Origin of the sequence: Vibrio pectenicida, from assembly GCA_024347015.1 — a bacterium.
GTDB classification, from domain to species: domain Bacteria; phylum Pseudomonadota; class Gammaproteobacteria; order Enterobacterales; family Vibrionaceae; genus Vibrio; species Vibrio pectenicida.
On sequence record AP024889.1, the window covers coordinates 1,362,435 to 1,378,669 of the forward strand.

General features: G+C 40.7%; 18 protein-coding genes and 1 pseudogene. 5 read left to right on the plus strand and 14 right to left on the minus strand.

Going from position 1 to position 16,235, the window contains the following annotated elements; all coding sequences use genetic code 11:
- Positions 1–189: 189 nt before the first annotated feature.
- On the minus strand, positions 190–1,383 hold the full coding sequence (locus tag OCV27_RS06425; protein WP_125321809.1) for a cystathionine beta-lyase: 1,194 nt from the start codon (positions 1,381–1,383) through the stop codon (positions 190–192).
- A gap of 120 nt (positions 1,384–1,503) precedes the next feature.
- Complete coding sequence (gene cls / locus OCV27_RS06430; RefSeq protein ID WP_125321807.1) at positions 1,504–2,958, minus strand: cardiolipin synthase; 1,455 nt, start codon at positions 2,956–2,958, stop codon at positions 1,504–1,506.
- Positions 2,959–3,420: 462 nt separating this feature from the next.
- Between cls and OCV27_RS06435 the strand changes: the two genes are divergently transcribed.
- From OCV27_RS06435 to OCV27_RS06445, 3 genes are all read left to right on the plus strand, one after another.
- Positions 3,421–4,791: a sodium-dependent transporter gene (locus OCV27_RS06435; RefSeq protein WP_245986760.1), complete on the plus strand. Its 1,371-nt coding sequence runs from the start codon at positions 3,421–3,423 to the stop codon at positions 4,789–4,791.
- 132 nt (positions 4,792–4,923) lie between these two features.
- Positions 4,924–5,619, plus strand: coding sequence for a TIGR01621 family pseudouridine synthase (locus tag OCV27_RS06440; RefSeq protein ID WP_125321803.1), 696 nt, complete (start codon positions 4,924–4,926; stop codon positions 5,617–5,619).
- A gap of 12 nt (positions 5,620–5,631) precedes the next feature.
- The gene (locus OCV27_RS06445) at positions 5,632–6,564 is read left to right on the plus strand and encodes a class I SAM-dependent methyltransferase (protein WP_125321801.1); all 933 of its coding nucleotides are present in this window, start codon (positions 5,632–5,634) and stop codon (positions 6,562–6,564) included.
- A gap of 8 nt (positions 6,565–6,572) precedes the next feature.
- On the opposite strand, the gene OCV27_RS06450 is transcribed toward OCV27_RS06445, so the two are convergent.
- The 5 genes from OCV27_RS06450 to OCV27_RS06470 all read right to left on the minus strand — a co-directional run bounded on the left by OCV27_RS06450 (position 6,573) and on the right by OCV27_RS06470 (position 11,297).
- Complete coding sequence (locus tag OCV27_RS06450) at positions 6,573–7,178, minus strand: CDP-alcohol phosphatidyltransferase family protein (protein WP_125321799.1); 606 nt, start codon at positions 7,176–7,178, stop codon at positions 6,573–6,575.
- On the minus strand, positions 7,168–7,818 hold the full coding sequence (locus OCV27_RS06455) for an ATP-binding cassette domain-containing protein (protein WP_125321797.1): 651 nt from the start codon (positions 7,816–7,818) through the stop codon (positions 7,168–7,170). Before OCV27_RS06455 ends, OCV27_RS06450 begins: the two co-directional genes overlap by 11 nt.
- Positions 7,784–9,490: an ABC transporter permease gene (locus tag OCV27_RS06460; protein WP_125321795.1), complete on the minus strand. Its 1,707-nt coding sequence runs from the start codon at positions 9,488–9,490 to the stop codon at positions 7,784–7,786. The genes OCV27_RS06455 and OCV27_RS06460 overlap by 35 nt, the downstream gene beginning before the upstream one ends.
- Positions 9,491–9,499: 9 nt before the next feature.
- Positions 9,500–10,642, minus strand: a complete 1,143-nt coding sequence (locus tag OCV27_RS06465; protein WP_125321793.1) for an ABC transporter substrate-binding protein — start codon at positions 10,640–10,642, stop codon at positions 9,500–9,502.
- Between the two features lie 208 nt (positions 10,643–10,850).
- Complete coding sequence (locus tag OCV27_RS06470; protein WP_125321791.1) at positions 10,851–11,297, minus strand: META domain-containing protein; 447 nt, start codon at positions 11,295–11,297, stop codon at positions 10,851–10,853.
- Positions 11,298–11,496: 199 nt separating this feature from the next.
- Between OCV27_RS06470 and OCV27_RS06475 the strand changes: the two genes are divergently transcribed.
- Complete coding sequence (locus OCV27_RS06475; RefSeq protein ID WP_125321789.1) at positions 11,497–11,745, plus strand: DUF1289 domain-containing protein; 249 nt, start codon at positions 11,497–11,499, stop codon at positions 11,743–11,745.
- A gap of 35 nt (positions 11,746–11,780) precedes the next feature.
- On the opposite strand, the pseudogene OCV27_RS06480 reads toward OCV27_RS06475, so the two are convergent.
- The 5 genes and pseudogenes from OCV27_RS06480 to OCV27_RS06500 all read right to left on the minus strand — a co-directional run bounded on the left by OCV27_RS06480 (position 11,781) and on the right by OCV27_RS06500 (position 14,369).
- Positions 11,781–11,995, minus strand: a pseudogene (locus OCV27_RS06480) (hypothetical protein).
- A 403-nt stretch (positions 11,996–12,398) separates the two neighbouring features.
- Positions 12,399–12,791 carry a GspS/AspS pilotin family protein gene (locus OCV27_RS06485; protein WP_125321785.1) on the minus strand — a complete coding sequence of 131 codons (393 nt, stop codon included), beginning with the start codon at positions 12,789–12,791 and terminating at the stop codon, positions 12,399–12,401.
- 1 nt (position 12,792) lies between these two features.
- Positions 12,793–13,089, minus strand: a complete 297-nt coding sequence (locus OCV27_RS06490) for a YciI family protein (protein WP_125321783.1) — start codon at positions 13,087–13,089, stop codon at positions 12,793–12,795.
- Between the two features lie 295 nt (positions 13,090–13,384).
- A complete protein-coding gene (locus OCV27_RS06495) occupies positions 13,385–13,945 on the minus strand; it encodes a septation protein A (RefSeq protein WP_125321781.1) in 561 nt (186 codons plus the stop codon).
- 181 nt (positions 13,946–14,126) lie between these two features.
- Positions 14,127–14,369, minus strand: a complete 243-nt coding sequence (locus OCV27_RS06500; protein ID WP_125321779.1) for a hypothetical protein — start codon at positions 14,367–14,369, stop codon at positions 14,127–14,129.
- Positions 14,370–14,942: 573 nt separating this feature from the next.
- Between OCV27_RS06500 and ihfA the strand changes: the two genes are divergently transcribed.
- The gene (ihfA, locus tag OCV27_RS06505; RefSeq protein WP_125322582.1) at positions 14,943–15,239 is read left to right on the plus strand and encodes an integration host factor subunit alpha; all 297 of its coding nucleotides are present in this window, start codon (positions 14,943–14,945) and stop codon (positions 15,237–15,239) included.
- Positions 15,240–15,334: 95 nt separating this feature from the next.
- Here the strand turns inward: ihfA and OCV27_RS06510 are convergent, their stop codons facing one another.
- Together OCV27_RS06510 and yeiP are read right to left on the minus strand one after the other, a co-directional pair.
- Entirely contained in the window at positions 15,335–15,655 is a 321-nt protein-coding gene (locus OCV27_RS06510; protein ID WP_125322579.1) for an HI1450 family dsDNA-mimic protein, read from the minus strand.
- A gap of 1 nt (position 15,656) precedes the next feature.
- The gene (gene yeiP, locus OCV27_RS06515; protein WP_125322578.1) at positions 15,657–16,223 is read right to left on the minus strand and encodes an elongation factor P-like protein YeiP; all 567 of its coding nucleotides are present in this window, start codon (positions 16,221–16,223) and stop codon (positions 15,657–15,659) included.
- Positions 16,224–16,235: the final 12 nt, after the last annotated feature.

Sequence of the window (16,235 nt, forward strand, 5' to 3'; positions counted from 1 at the left end):
ACAAATATTTAACACTAATTTAACCTTGGTGTAATTGATAATACATTCAGTAAATTCATGAGCTTAAGAGCAAACTGTGATGGTGGAGTTTGGTACTGTTGAGGGTAGAAAGCTTTTAGAGCAGAGGTTCGGGAGATGCAAGATGTATTTAAACATACATCTTGCGATTTTCAGATTTTAAATGGCGGATCATTGCCCTTGAATGGCAGCATTGTAACATCCTAGACCTTGTTCAAGATCTTCTATCAGATCATCAACATTTTCTAGGCCAATATGCAGCCGGATGAGAGTACCTTTAAAGTTTGGGTTAGTAACACTTCTCAGTTTACTAAAGCTATTGGGTTCATTGGCTAATATAAGGCTCTCGAACCCACCCCATGAGTAGCCCATTTTAAAATGAGTCATGCCATCTAGAAGTTCTGTGGTTGCTTGAGGAATACTGCGCTTAAGAACAAAGGAGAATAAGCCATTTCCTCCACTAAAGTCTCGCTTGAAAAACTCGTGCCCGGGGCAGCTATCTAGTGCGGGGTGGCGAACATGATCGACTTCTGGTCTTGTTTGAAGCCATTGAGCGATCTTGAGGCTATTTTCAGCATGTTGTTTTAAACGAACGTCCAAAGTACGTAAACCGCGTAGACCTAAGTAAACATCATCGGGTGAGACACATTGGCCCATTAAGTAGCTTTGCTCTCTGAGTTGTTCCCAGTACTGCTCACTCGCTACAGCGGTGCCAAGCATCACATCAGAGTGGCCAACAATATATTTAGTCGCAGCTTGTATTGAGATATCAACGCCATGTTCAAATGGGTTGAAAAGTACACCAGCTGCCCATGTATTATCTAGCATGACGATAATATTGTTCTTGTGGGCTATTTTGGCGAGAGTGGGGACATCTTGAATCTCCATCGTGATTGAACCAGGCGATTCAAGAAAGAGTATTTTTGTATTGGGTTGAATGAGGGCTTCTATACCTTCGCCTATGACAGGATCGTAGTAGGTAGTGGCTACGCCCATTTTTTTCATCACCTTGTCACAGAAATCTCTGGTTGGCTCATAGCAGGTATCCACCATCAAAATATGATCGCCAGTTTCAATAAAAGACAGTATGGCATTGGCAATAGCTGCTGTACCACATGGGTAAAGTGCGCAACCTGCACCACCTTCCACTTCGGCCATGGCATCTTGAAACGCGAAATGCGTGTGGGTGCCTCTGCGCCCATAGAAAAGCTCTTTGTTACCGCGATTGATTGTGGCGTGACGTTTGTCTGCGACAGTTTCGAAGACGATGGTTGATGCACGTTGAACGGGTGGATTTACCACACCTTTGGTCCATTTTTGTTTTCGCCCAGCCGTGATTAATTGTGTTTGTTTGCCTTTTGGCATTGGAAGTCCTTATCGAAAAATGCATTGCTTTATTTAAAACATGGCAAAACACGAATATCAAGCAACTAAGGTGTGTTTCTTTTTATTATCGTGTTTTTTATTGTTAGTAGGGGGTGGAGTTTAGAGTAAAGGGCTAAATTGATAATACACATGTTCAAGCAAACGCGAATATAAGGAACGATTCTCCCACTCTTTCAGCATCACCTCATGCGATGAGTCAATGTAGCTTTGCTGTAAGCTGTACATTTGATGGGTGAACGTTTGATCGTCTATCGCCAGTGTTAGTTCAAAGTTAAGCCAAAGGCTGCGCATATCCATGTTGACGGTTCCCACCAAACAAAACTGTTGATCGATAACAACGGACTTGGTATGCAGCAAACCTCCATAGAATTCAAATATTTTAACTCCAGTTTTTAATAGCTCAGCATAAAATGCACGTGATGCCCACTGAACCATTAAGGAGTCATTTTTTTGTGGGATGATCAATTCAACCCGGACCCCACGTTGCGCTGTCAATTTTAATGTTTCGAGTAAACCTGCACTTGGAACGAAGTACGGAGTAGTAATTCTTACCGATTGATTAGACTGGTTAATCGCCAAGTTGAGTACCTGAGAAATAAGGTGGTCGGGCATCCCGGGGCCTGAAGGTACAACTTGTATTGGGTGAAGCGGATTATCTTTATCCACATGGGATACAGGTAATTGGGGGAGGGAACGAGAACCGGTTTCTACTTCCCAATCCCAACAGTGTATGGCAGATAATACATTGACCGTCGGGCCTGTGATACGCACCATGATATCAATCCATTGGCCGACACCTGACCCCTGCTTAAAATAGGCTGGGTCGACTAAATTCATCGAACCTGTGTAGGCAACTCGATCGTCAATCACAATGATTTTTCGGTGTTGACGTAAATCCAAACGTCGAAGAAATATCCTCCAAGGGCTCACTTCAAGCGCTTGAACTATCTCTACGCCAGCAGATTTCATCATCTTTACCCAGTGACTTCGGAAAAACCTCGGGCTTCCGGCAGAATCGAGAAGTAATTTTACTTTAACACCGCGTTTTGCAGCTTGTATTAAAGCAGAAGAGACAGCGTCCGCTAAGCCCCCAGGATGCCAGATATAGAACACTAGTCGAACACTTATTTGTGCATTTTCGATATCATTAATGATCGATTGAAGTATTTGTTCAGGTGAACTTTGTAACGATAATGTGTTGCCGCAGAGAGCTGGTAATCCGAGACGATTATTGCAGAGCTCATCAATCCGATAGATATGCTGGCCAAAGTTTTTTGGGTCATGGGCGCGACAGTTATTGAGTTTGGTAAACCAGTTAGCAAAAGGAGTAAGCATATCTCTGGCTCTTTCTGCCCTTTTATGACCTAAGTTGAGTTCTCCGAATAGGAAATAAAAAAATACACCCACGATAGGAATAATATAAATGATCATTAGCCAGGCAAGAGAAACACTGACCGCCCGCCGCTGAAATACAACACGTAGAGTCACGCCTACGACAAGTAGCCAGTATACTGCTACGCCAGCTAGGGTGAGGAAGTGATAAAACTTTTCCATTCGACTTCTACTTAAATCAATCAATTAGGTAAATGAGATAACAGGGTAAATCATAAAGTGAGTTAACACCTACGGCAATAAACATTTATTTATAGAGATTTGCTTTACATAATGTGAGCTACATTACGCATCAACTGGCATAATTCGATTAAAGTGTTAAAAAGGTGTTAATGGTCTTCAGGTGAAAACGAGTTGTGATTAAAAAAGCATCAGTTAACTGTGCTTAATGTTAATTACGCATTAATTTATAAATAATGGTCTTCCAATTATAATCTTAAACTGGTCTACTTACCATGTTGTTAGCGTCACATAAGATTGTTATGTGTGTAAAATTTTTTGTACAAACCTTTTTGGCGCGCTAACGTCTGTAAACGCAACTTAACGAATTTAAATGGAGTAATCGTGGCTACGACTACAAATACCCAACCCCGTGATACTTGGGGTTCTAAATTAGGCTTCGTGATGGCTGCTGCAGGTTCTGCGGTTGGCTTAGGCAATATATGGAAGTTTCCTTATACCGCAGGTGAAAGTGGGGGTGGTGCTTTTGTTGCCATATACCTTATTTTTGTTATTTTTATTGGCTTTAGTGTCATGCTGACAGAATTCGCCATCGGCCGAAAAACAGGTTTGTCTGCTGTTGGCGCATTTAAGTCTACTGACCGACGCTGGACATTTACAGGTGTGATGGGCGTTGTCAGTGGATTGCTCATTATGGGGTTTTATCCTGTAGTGGGTGGCTGGGCACTGGCTTATATCTTTAAAGTGGGAGATGGATTGCTTAGTGCGCCGAGTGCGATTGGTGATAGCTTTGGCAACTTTATCTCTGATCCTCTCCAGCCGATAATGTGGATGGGTGTTTACTTATTAATGAATGTCCTCATCGTCATGAAAGGCATTTCAGGTGGAATTGAGAAAGCCGGTAAAATATTAATGCCTTTGCTTTTCTTGATTCTGATTATTGTGTCGGTAAAAGGTTTAATGTTGCCGGGTGCAAGCGCTGGGCTCGAGTTTTTGTTCACGCCGGATTTTTCAAAAGTAGATAGCGGAGTTGTACTGGCTGCTTTGGGGCAGGCATTTTTCTCTCTTAGCCTTGGTATGGGTTGTATGATGACTTATGGCTCTTACCTAAAGAAAAAAGAAAACCTAGTTCAAACGACAGGGCTGGTTACTGCAATGGATACTGGTGTCGCTATTTTGGCTGGTATTGCAATGTTCCCAGCAATGTTTGCGTTTGGTATGGAACCTGCTGCTGGACCTGGATTGGTGTTCGTTGTTGTTCCACAGCTGTTTGCTGAAATGGGCGGTGCAATTGGAATTCTTCTTGCTTTGCTTTTCTTTATCGGTTTAACGGTTGCCGCTTTGACTTCATCGGTTTCTCTGTTAGAAGTTGTCGTATCGTACCTTATTGACGAAAAAGGAATGAAGCGCTCTACGGCTGTACTATCTGCAAGTGCGGTTATGTCGGTATTATGTGTCTTCGCTTCTTTATCGTTAGGTGGTGTAGGCCCAACACTATTTGGCACGGGTTCTTTCGATATATTCGATTTGTTAACGGATAAAATTTTCCTTGCTGTTGGTGGTATGTTGGTTTGTATCTTTGCTGGGTGGCGTTTAAACCGAGCTGATCTTGAAAAAGAAATTACCAATGATGGCGAAGTGTCTTTTCCTCTGTTTGGCTTATGGTACAACTTAATCAAATATATTATTCCAGTTGCTATCGCCGTTGTTGCTTTCATGGGCATAAAATCAGGCTTTGATAGCGGTAAGGGAGCTGTAATGCTACTTGGAATTGGAATTATTGCTATTGCGGGCTTGTTTTCAAAGAAAATGTAGTCTCTGTCCAAGACTATGACAACCCCAAATAGGGAGCATTAATGCTCCCTATTTTATATCCCGCCTATCAAGCTATGGTATTAGGTGATGTAACAGGTATACTCATGCTTCCCAAATAGCATGTCCTGTTTTATGTTTGATATCATTTTTTGCCATTCAGATTTTATTGTCATTAATAAGCACCCTAATGTATCTGTCCATAAAGATGAGGGTGATTCAATGCTGCTGCAAGACGTTGCTGCATCTATAGATGAAAAGCAGTTATACCTAGTACATCGATTGGATAAAATGACGTCAGGCCTTCTTCTTTTGGGGCGCAATCGTCGAGCTGCCAGTGAGTTATCTAAATTGTTTTCCCAGCGAAGGGTGGAAAAATACTACTTAGCAATTGGTAGTAAAAAGCCTAAAAAAAAGCAGGGTCTTATTAGAGGCGATATGGAACGGTCGCGTCGCAGTTCATGGAAGCTGTTGAACACTCAATCCAATCCAGCCGTTACTCAGTTTTTCTCCGTGGGTACTGAACCTAGCGAACGCTTGTTTATATGTAAACCTCACACCGGGAAAACACATCAAATTCGTGTAGCGTTGAAGTCAATCGGTTCACCGATTGTGGGCGACAGGATCTATAACCCGACAAGTGATGCTGATAGAGGGTATTTGCATGCATTTGCAATCATTTTTGATTTTCAAGGTCAAAGTTATCGATTTGTTTGTGATCCTAGAGAGTGCGAGTACGAAGGAGACAGATGGTGTCAAACAACCACCAGCTTAGGGATACAGGCTTGGCTTAGTCCTTGGACACTACCCTGGCCGCCGATAAAACAATAATAGGAACTAACGATGGACGCTTCACAAATTACCACCTTCTTTTCCCATATTCGCCATGAACTGTCTAATGTACCTGATGAAATTAGGCGTTTGTTCCATGGTAGAGGTCGGGTTTATTCGGGTCTTGAACAGTTAACCTGTGATTGGGTTGATAATCAGCTTTTGATTAACATATTTAAGCAGGTGGATAACCCGTTTATTGAAGAGCTAAAAAACGGTCTGTATTCGCTATCTCAAACTGAATTATGGCGTGATAAAGGTGTCACTTGTGCGGCTATTCAACACCGTTACCTTGATGGTTCCCCGTTAGAAATAGTTATCGGGGAACTGAATGACCGACCTATTGTGGTTGAATCAGGGATAAAATATCAGCTGAATATTGGACGAAATCAAAATTTTGGTTTGTTTCTTGATATGCGTTTGGGACGAGACTGGGTTAAAAGTAGGACCAAAAATAAAAGAGTACTTAATTTATTTGCTTACACCTGTGGTTTTTCTGTGGCTGCTATTGAAGGTGGAGCAAAACAGGTGGTGAATGTGGATATGGCAAGAGCCTCTTTAACCAAGGGTCGAGATAACCATAGGCTCAATGGCCACAATCTCGACCAAGTAAAATTTCTAGCGTACGATATATTCAAATCATGGGGTAAAATTAAGAAGTTAGGCCCTTATGATTTAGTAATTATTGACCCACCTTCTTTCCAAAAGGGCAGTTTCGCCTTGAGTAAAGACTATATAAAAATCATACGCCGTCTACCTGAACTACTTGCCGAAAAAGGTCAGGTACTTGCGTGTGTAAACTCTCCCCAGGTGAGTGGGCAATTTTTGATAGAGTGCATGCAAGATGCAGCTCCTCAGCTAACGTATAAATGCAGGTTGGATAATCCAACTGAGTTTGCTGATATAGACAATGATACCGCCCTCAAGGTGATGCTATTTGAGTAAAATATTGATTACTTAAGTGTCTGGAAGCCAGAGTATATTCGCGTCAACGTTGTAAACCAGCAAGCAACGCCAAATATAATGGCAATAATGGGAAAATATTGTGGTAACAGACACATAGCTACCAAACAAGCGATAGTTTCAGTTCCTTCTGTCAGGCCACTCATGTAATAGAGCGACTTGTTTTTATACACTGGATTCTCAATGTCTCGTTTACTTGCCATGACCGCAAATGCGAGAAAGCTAGAGCCGGTGCCAACAAAAGAAAAAATGAGAAAAGCACCTGCTACCGCATTTTGATCAGGGTTAGCGACCACAAAGCCAAATGGGATCAGGGAATAGAACAAGAAATCTAAGCTGATATCGAGAAACCCACCCGCATCACTTATACCTTGACGCCTAGCTAATGCACCGTCTAGTCCATCACATAATCGGTTAAGAAGGATAAACATCAAAGCCAAATCGTACCGAGTGAAATACAAAGTAGGGAAGGCTAGTACGCCTAAAGCAAAGCCGAAAAGCGTAGTTTGGTTTGCGGTGATCCCCAGCTTGTCTAAACCAACAGCTACTAATGCTAATGGTGAACGGATGATTTTAATACTGAATCTATCCAGCATGTGAGTGGCTCCATGGCCAGTTAAATACTCGCCCATGTTTAGGTATATCATCAAAGTCATGAGTGACCATGATTGTTGGAATATTGGCTTGAGATAACTGCGCCATGACCCAATCACGAAACTGCATCCTAAGCTCTTTATCTAACTTACTAAATGGTTCGTCTAGTAGGGCTAACTTGGGTTGAGCGAGAAGCATTCTAACTAAACTAATACGGGCACGCTGTCCTCCTGATATCTGATCGGGGAAAGACTCCGCTAGCGGTGAGAGTTCGACCTTGTTAAGTGCGGACATTGCTTCCTGGTATCGTTGCTCACCTTTGATTTTATTTGGTAAGGCAAAGGCTAAGTTTTGCCAGACATTTAAGTGAGGAAACAAGAGGTCATCTTGAAAAAGAATCCCAACCCTCCTAAGGTGTGGCTCTAGTTGAGTCAGATTGATACCGTTTAGCTCGATACTTCCTGAGTACTGAAACTCTGGGCTCATGTGACCTGCAATTAGGCTTAGTAATGTAGACTTTCCACAACCACTTGGCCCCATTAGACAGATCACTTCGTCAGAGGAAGCTGAGAGAGTTAAATCAGACATTAAAGTTTCGCCACTATTTTTATAAATGGTGATGTTTTCTAGCGACAGTGTCACGTGAAAGTGTTTCCTTATTAGTGCTTTGATAACATTTGCGACGCCGAGAGAGCATGCTCATAATTACGGCGGTAGTAAAAAAAATAAATGGTAATAAAGCTTGCCATAGTGCATAGATTGCAGTGACACGCCTATCAAAGCCACTCGATAATGCTACAGCTTCTGTGGTGACAGTTGTTATTCGTCCACCACCTAACATTAAGGTAGGAAGATATTGTGCCAAGCTTACGCTGGCACCTACTGCCCATGCGTACCATAAAGCTGGCATTAGCAGCTTTAATTTGATTTTAAAGAAAACGGATAGAGGCGTTTTGCCTAGACTGAGCCCCACTTTACTGTATTTACGGTTATAGCTTTGCCATGGCCCATCTAATGCCAAATAAACCAGAGGAAATGCAAAGAATATATGTGACCAGATCACCCAAAGATAGTAGCTACTATCCAGTAAATACAGGCTGGTTATCTGAATACCAAACAGGATAGAAAGCTGTGGGATTAGCATAGGCAGTGCAATGATGTATTTGGGCAAACACACTTTAAATCGTAGCCGGTATTCATGAGCGAGAACGGCGAGCAGCAGGCTAATGCATGCAGTGGCCATTGAGATAATGAGGCTGTGATTAATGGTTGGCCAAATATTATCCCATTCATTATTCCAAAAACGTAGGCTATAGCGGCTTGGTAATATATCAGGAAAACGCCATCGATGGGCCATGCTCCAAATCATCATCAAGGGCAGCATAATACCCGATACTAGCACTGAAAAAGTGAATAAAGTCTTGCCTGGTAGGCTAATACCATGACGGCCGGAAAACTGCCAACGGCCTAATGGTCCAACTAATGTTTTCTCAGTTATAACAACGAAAATGAGTAAGGAACTGGCTATAAGGAACAGCATAACAGCGCCAGATGCCGCTCGAGGTAGTAAAGATAAATCAGGGTCGTTAAACCATTGCCACACCAAAACAGCGAGAGTAGGAGGGTTTGTTGGTCCCAAAATTAAGCTTAGATCGACAACTGAAACCCCATAAGCAATAACGGCAAACAGAGCAAAACGCATTTTAACCAGCCACAACGGGAAGATGGCTTTCCACCACATTTCAACAAGTGAATAACCAAGTGAAGTGCTTACCTTATGAATTTTATCTATCTTTAGTTGCTGTAATATGGGTATGCTCATTAAAAGTAAAAATGGGATTTCTTTCAAGGTTAAAGCAACCGTCAGCCCAATGGCATGGGGGTCATGTACAAACCAAGTTACATTTTGTGTGTCAGGGATGAGGTCAGATGTTTCGGCTAAGATGCGCGCGATCATGCCCGTAGGTGCAAAAAGAAATGCAAAGCCAATGGCAAAGGCGACGTGTGGCATCGCCAATAGAGGTGCAAGTAATACCTCTAGCTTTGACCAATGCTTTCCTAACCAAAGTTTTTGTAAAACGGCAAAGCAAATAAAACAAGCAAGATAAGTACTGGCTATGGAACTAAATAAGGTCAGTACTATGGAGTGGTTAATCCCTGGCCAAGAAAAAAACACTTTATAATTTGATAAAGACAATTCGAACAGACCGACGGGAGGAACATACCCTAATGAGGAAAGGAGTACTCCGAGCAATCCTGGAATTGTTGGTGCAATACAAATAAGTATTAATATTAAGTATGTAGCTCTAAACATCTGGTTTTCTTAGTTACCGTAGCGCTTATGCCACTCTGCCTCTAATGCAGCTTGCCAGCTAGGGTGTGGTTCGACAATTGACTTGAATAAAGTGGTCTTTTTTGCACTACCAGTAAGGTATTGGTTGTCGAGTACAGAAGGATCTCCCCAGATTAAAATGTCACCTTTACGGGATTGAGCTTCAGTGCCTAATAAAAAATTGATTGCAACAAGAGCACCTTCTTTAGCACTAGCGTTCCATGGAATTGCCAAAAAGTGTATATTTGAAAGGGCACCTGCATCCATCGCATATACGGTTGTACTCTTGGCTAAATTGCCATTTATCTGAGCCGAATAGACGGAATTGGGGTTAAAAGTGATGGCAAGATCAAGCTGCCCGTCATCCAGTAATTGTACTGTTTCTGCAGCACTCGCTGGAAATTGTTTCCCTTGACGCCAAGCCACTTTATGGAATTCAGCCAAATATGTCCATAACGGGCTTGTAACCGCAGAAAAGTCGACTTCATTAACAGGTTTAGTTAGAGAAGGATCATTATTGGTTAATTCAATGAGTAAAGCTTTTAGAAAGCTAGTACCATGGAATGCCGGTGGACGAGGGTAACTCAATTTGTTGGGGAATGCTTTGGCATAGCTGAGGAATTCATTAAATGAAGCAGGGGGGTTGTTCAATTTCACTTTATCATGAATAAAAACAAGTTGGCCTACTCCCCAAGGTGCTTCAAGTCCTTCAGTTGGCTCTGAAAAATCACTGGTGACAGGTAGGGACTTGTTTATTTTTCCCCAGTTCGGTAAACCTTCAACGAAAGGGCCAAATAGTAATTGATTGTGTTTCATTGACTTAAAATTCTCACCATTTATCCACACCAGATCTATGCTTCCTTGAGCATCTTTAGAAGCTGCTTTTTCAGCGATTAAGCGTGCTGTCGTTTCAGCTATATCAGTAACCTTTACATGTTTAAGGGTTATGCCATATTGCTTTTGTAATGATTGATTGGCCCAGCGAAGATAGTTGTTAATTTCTTGGCTGCCTCCCCAAGCATGAAAGTAGACAGTTTGTCCTTTCGCCTTTTCTATGATTTCGTTCCAGCTATTTTCAGCTATGACATTGAGCGATAAAAGTAAACCAGTAAAAAATGTAATCAGCTTAGTCATGAGAGCCCTTTTAAAAATCTGAATTACCGACATTCTGATAGACCGTACTATCAGCAGCTTTCATTCATTATGACGGAAAAAATTTATTTGTTTTATATATTTGAGGTATATCTTGGGGAAAGTAAACAGCTTTGGTATGTAGCATACAAAAAAGCCCTTACTAACCGATGAGGAAGTAAGGGCAAATAGTTGGGGGGATTAGTTTTAGTTATTTTTTCCAATCTTGAAGCTTAAAAATCAATGTATGGGAATCGTTCACTAGTATGAAATTATCTTTAGTTAAGGTGATATCACTCCATTGTGATAATGTCTTGGAAAACGTTTGCTCAAGATTCATCGCTTCTCCGATACACATTTTCATCGTCATCCCCATTTTTTCGATACGAAACTGATTATTTTTAAGTTCAGCTTGACCGAAGAAATTGTTGCAGCCTGCATTTCCATTTGCCTTCAATTTTTCACCGATTTCAAGACGTGGGTTCTTTTGCTGCTCAGTAGAGGATATATTTTCACCATCGATACTAACCAGTTCCCAATTATGATGTTGAAGATCTTGGGCTGTTATTTGTTTTGCGTCACCACCATTGCTTGCACATGCTGTCATTAAAAAGGGGAGTGCGACAGCTGCAAGTAATGTTTTTGGACTAAACTTCATAGTAATAAACTCCGGAATATAAAAACCTATATCGACATTTAGACGATTTTTATGTTACCAAGTATAGGTGAAAAAACGTAGTTTTTGTCAGTCTAGAGTCATGGTTTATTCGTCATTCGATAGTGAAGCTAGTTGAGTTGTCGAGCTTACAATTAGGTATAAATTTAAGTTTATATTATCAGTACAGAGAGAAGTTAATATGGAGCAGCTAGAATTTTTTGTTGTCCCTAGCCCTTGTATAGGAGTCTGTACTGTGGATGAAAAAGGGTATTGTAAGGGATGCATGCGTAAGCGAGAAGAGCGCTTTAATTGGCTAACTTTTTCTCCATCAGAACAGATCCATATTATAAAATTATGTCGTCAGAGATATTACAGGAAACACAAAGGTAGCCACAACGAAGGTGATGTTACGGGGTCACAATCTAGCGCACAGCAAGAGTTATTTTAGAGTTTTTTGCGCTGTGCATTGTATCTTGTTCACTATCATTCCCATTCGTCACTTATCACCCATCAATATGTTCATCAAAGTGGTTACCATTGAAACGCTGAGTTTGTTCTTTTTGATGTTCGGAGTCAGATCCTGATTCAAGAAGCTGATGAATATAGCTAGCCATAGGGTCATTACAGTCTAGTCGTTCCTTTTTTGTTGCAATCTCTTTAATTAATTGCAAACGATAGGAATTGCTTGCGCGCTTCATGGGGACCTCTTTGTAGTGACTCTAACGATCAAAATTTAGATGTGGAAATGTTGAACGTCAACATAGAGGCAAAGGGTCATAGCGTTATTGACTGTGGATGCGTGAAGGGTAAATTCTGTTTAGATAAATAATGTTGTTGGCTGACTTACACTTAGTTAATTTGCCTAAATGTGAGAGGTTTAGGTTGTAATAAAAACTTCACAATTTAATTGTTAAAAAAGTAAATTAATTGCAGGTCTCAAATAAATTTGAACATGATTTGAATGGATTTGCTCGTTTTCTACCATTAGTTTTGTTTAGGATTAAAACACCTTAAAGGTCGCAGGGTGTATAGAGAAGACTGAGTTGTTTAATTTAAACAGTAAGGGCCCTGGGGGGCCCATAAATAATGACAGAAATAAGCTTATTGTTTCGATTGACAGCTCTGCTTGGTAACGATTTCATCAACCATTAATTGGCCTCGAGCATTGCGCATTTTTATCCTGTAGTTTAGTCCAACGTCTAAGTTGTTTTTCGTCTCTTTGTCGGTACAGTAACTCTTAATGCTGGTCTGGATAACTTGCTGAATTGGCTTAGCGCCAGGAGCATCTTGGTTGTAGACCATCATTATTTCTATCATAGTTCCTTTAGAGCTTGCTCTCATAATGGAAAGAGGACCTACCTCCATTGGGAGCTCTGCTGCAATCACACTAGCTCGACTATGCGCCAGCATTTCAAGCTGGCGTTGCTCTCCTGAAGAAGAGCAGCCTGTAATTAAGGTAGTAGCAAGTATACCTAGGATAAATTTCAGCTTCATTTTAGAACACTTTTTTGTAAGGCTTAATTATTACTTTCTCATAGACACCAGCTTCGACATATGGGTCATTGTCGGCCCAGTGCTGAGCTTGTTGCAGAGAGTCGAACTCAGCGATAACGGTTGAGCCGGAGAACCCTGCTTCACCTGGATCATTTGAATCTATTGCTGGCATAGGGCCTGCAGTTAGCAGGCGTCCTTCATCTTGTAATTGTTGTAAACGAGCTAAATGAGCCGGGCGAGTATTCATTCGCTTTTTGAGTGAATTTTTAACGTCTTGAGAAAAAATTACATACCACATATTGCTATCCTCATATTTAGATATGTCGAGAGGCATTGTCTAGATTTTTTGATCCCTAACACTACAGAATATAACAGCTTTTTAAAGAGACTTTGACAATAAACTGTGAGATCTGTATTGATTAATAGTGCTAGGTTTTCCCTGCATTTTAATTGCAACCTAGCTAAAGATTACAGGTTGTGTCAACGGCCAGTATGTGTGGCCGCTGAGCTAAAAGGACAAAATATGTGTTATCTATAGACTCTTTAAAATAAAATTTAATCTAGGAAACTCACCAAGACCGAATTATAGTGATCTAATCTATTTTTCCGCCAGAATTAGGTTCAGATTTTTCTTTTGATAAGTGTTTATAGATATAAATGCCAGTTATCAAGGTGAAACCAAATGTTGCTGCTAATAGACCAAACACTTTGAAGTTCACCCATGTGTCGAGTGGAAGTTCATAAGCAACGTATATGTTTAGCCCTGCACAAAATGAAAAGAACACAACCCATGCCCATGTCACTTTAGTCCACACATTATCAGGTAAATGAATCTCTTTACCCAGCATGCTTTTGATGGCTGATTTACCTATCAGATGGCTTATTGCGAGGCCAAGCGCAAAGACAACGTATACAATGGTTACTTTCCATTTTATAAAATTTTCATCATGGAGAAAAATTGTCATACCCCCAAAAAAAGCGACCATGATGAAGGTCACCAATTGCATCTTCTCTACTTTTTTGTATAAAAGATAAGTGAGTATAACCTGAATCGCAGTCGCGATAATCAGGGCACCAGTTGCAACATAAATGTCCTGAGCTTTATACAGGACAAAAAAGATGACGAGAGGAATAAAATCTAATAGTTGTTTCATTGCAAAAATCTAAAGTTTCAATATTGAGCACAGTTTAACGAAATATGAGCGATGAACATAGATCTAAAGTTACTAAGGACCTAACTTGTTGGAATAATTTAAGCCAGTTAAGAATAACTGGCTTAATACTATAAGGCGTTCCATACATCTACAGACTGTTAGGCAGCGCAGTAAGTGTCTGTTATGAATAAATTTCAAGTGAGGATATCATAGGCTTGATGTCTTCTAGGTAGCCTTCTTCTTTCAGGTTCGAGACAGCAACTCTTAATTCTTCATTACTCATCGCAAAACAGCTTGATTTCCCAGTCATATGGTTTAGATAGTCATGGTATTCATGTTCAGTGAAATGTCCTATCCGGTCTACTAACAAACATTTGATACCGTGATGAATAAGTCGATAGTATGTATGACGATGAAGTTCCATAATTCGTATCTCCTAGCTATGTCAGTCTGAATAACGACCCAGACCAAGAAGTGACTTAGACAGAATATTGCCACTTTTGGATGATAACTGAGACAAAGCATAATGAATGCCATACTAATACCTGATTGAGGTTTGTATGAATATTGTTCAGGATATTAATTGGTTAGTTACACATAGCGCATTATAAATCTCAGGCAAAAAGTAAAGTAGAACTACACCTTTCGCTATATGACATTTACTATGCAAATTGCAAGTCGTTTTGAAATTGAGGCCAGTAAGAACAATTTTTGTTGTAGCGGATAATATTATTTGAGTGTTAGTAATTGACCTTGATATTCATTTTAATGTATTGAAAAACAAGCTTTTAATAAAATCTTATGTGATGATCTAACATCTTATTCATGATAAAATTAACACTAAAGGCATGTTCAGCTAATAAAAAAGTTGGCGAAAATCAGAAGGTTGGCATACACTTTCCCAAGTAAAGCCGATATGTTGTTGATTGGCTGGGCAAAATGCTTTGGCGCTGCTGATTTAAGCAGCAATGTTAAACACAGCTTTGAGGAAAGTTTTATGGCGCTCACAAAGGCCGATTTGGCTGAGAACCTGTTTGAAAAGCTTGGATATAGTAAACGGGATGCCAAGGAAACGGTTGAAGCGTTTTTCGAAGAAATTCGTAAGGCACTAGAAAGTGGCGAACAGGTAAAACTGTCTGGGTTCGGGAATTTTGATCTTCGAGAGAAGAATGAACGGCCGGGTCGAAACCCAAAGACGGGTGAAGATATTCCAATCAGTGCTCGCCGCGTTGTCACCTTCCGTCCCGGGCAAAAACTGAAAGCTCGCGTGGAAAATACCAAGATTAATGGCTAACACGTTGACTGCCTAGTAGTAAGGACATCAAAATTCTAGAAGACGGAGTTGCTTGCCATACGTCTTCTAGTTATTTTTTGATAGCCTTATATTAGTTAATCCCTTTTCCAAAGGACATGGCAGAACTTGTTGTCAGGGTCTCGGCTAACCAGTAGACGAGCAAAAACATCATCGAGAACATCGCTGTCCTCGTTAACTAACCCTACCCGTACTTCAGCGTAGATGTTTTTGTCAACATCAAAACCAACGTGTTGCGGCCAATCATCACTAGTCTCAACCAATTCTGCGGCACCTCTGTCGTCAAATTGAGCCACAAAAATAATCACGTCTGCTGCTTCAAGGTTATCTGCTGCCATTTCTAGGAATATATCATAGGCCGTTTCTATGGTGTCGTCGTAGGAGATAAGTTCAGACATCTTAGGCACGACTCATATATTTGCGCTCAGTGGTATTAATGACGATACGATCGCCAGTTGCAATATACTCTGGTACTTGAACTGTTAAGCCTGTTGTAAAACGAGCTGGCTTCGTTCTCGCTGAAGCCGAGGCTCCTTTGATTGATGGGTCGGTTTCTTCGATGACAAGCTCAACGGAAGCAGGAAGCTCAAGACCAACAGCGTTTTGATCCACTACAATGACGTGCAGCCCTTGAATTTCTTCTGTGATAAATAACAAATCATCTTCAATATCAGATTTTTTGAACGTAAACTGGGTATAGTCTTCGTTATCCATAAAAATGTATTCATCATTATCAATATATGAAAAGGCAACGGCACGTTTGAACATATCGACAGTATCAACAACGTCATCAGATTTAAACCTTTCGTCGACGCGGCCACCAGTGGATAGATCTATACAGCGCAATTTATAAATTTTTGCTCCGCCTCTCCCTCCAGGTGTAGTCACTTCGATATCTTTGATAAGTAATGTTTTACTATTAGATTCTATAGCAAAACCTTTTTTAAGCTCACTTGCCCTTGGCATAAATGTGTATCC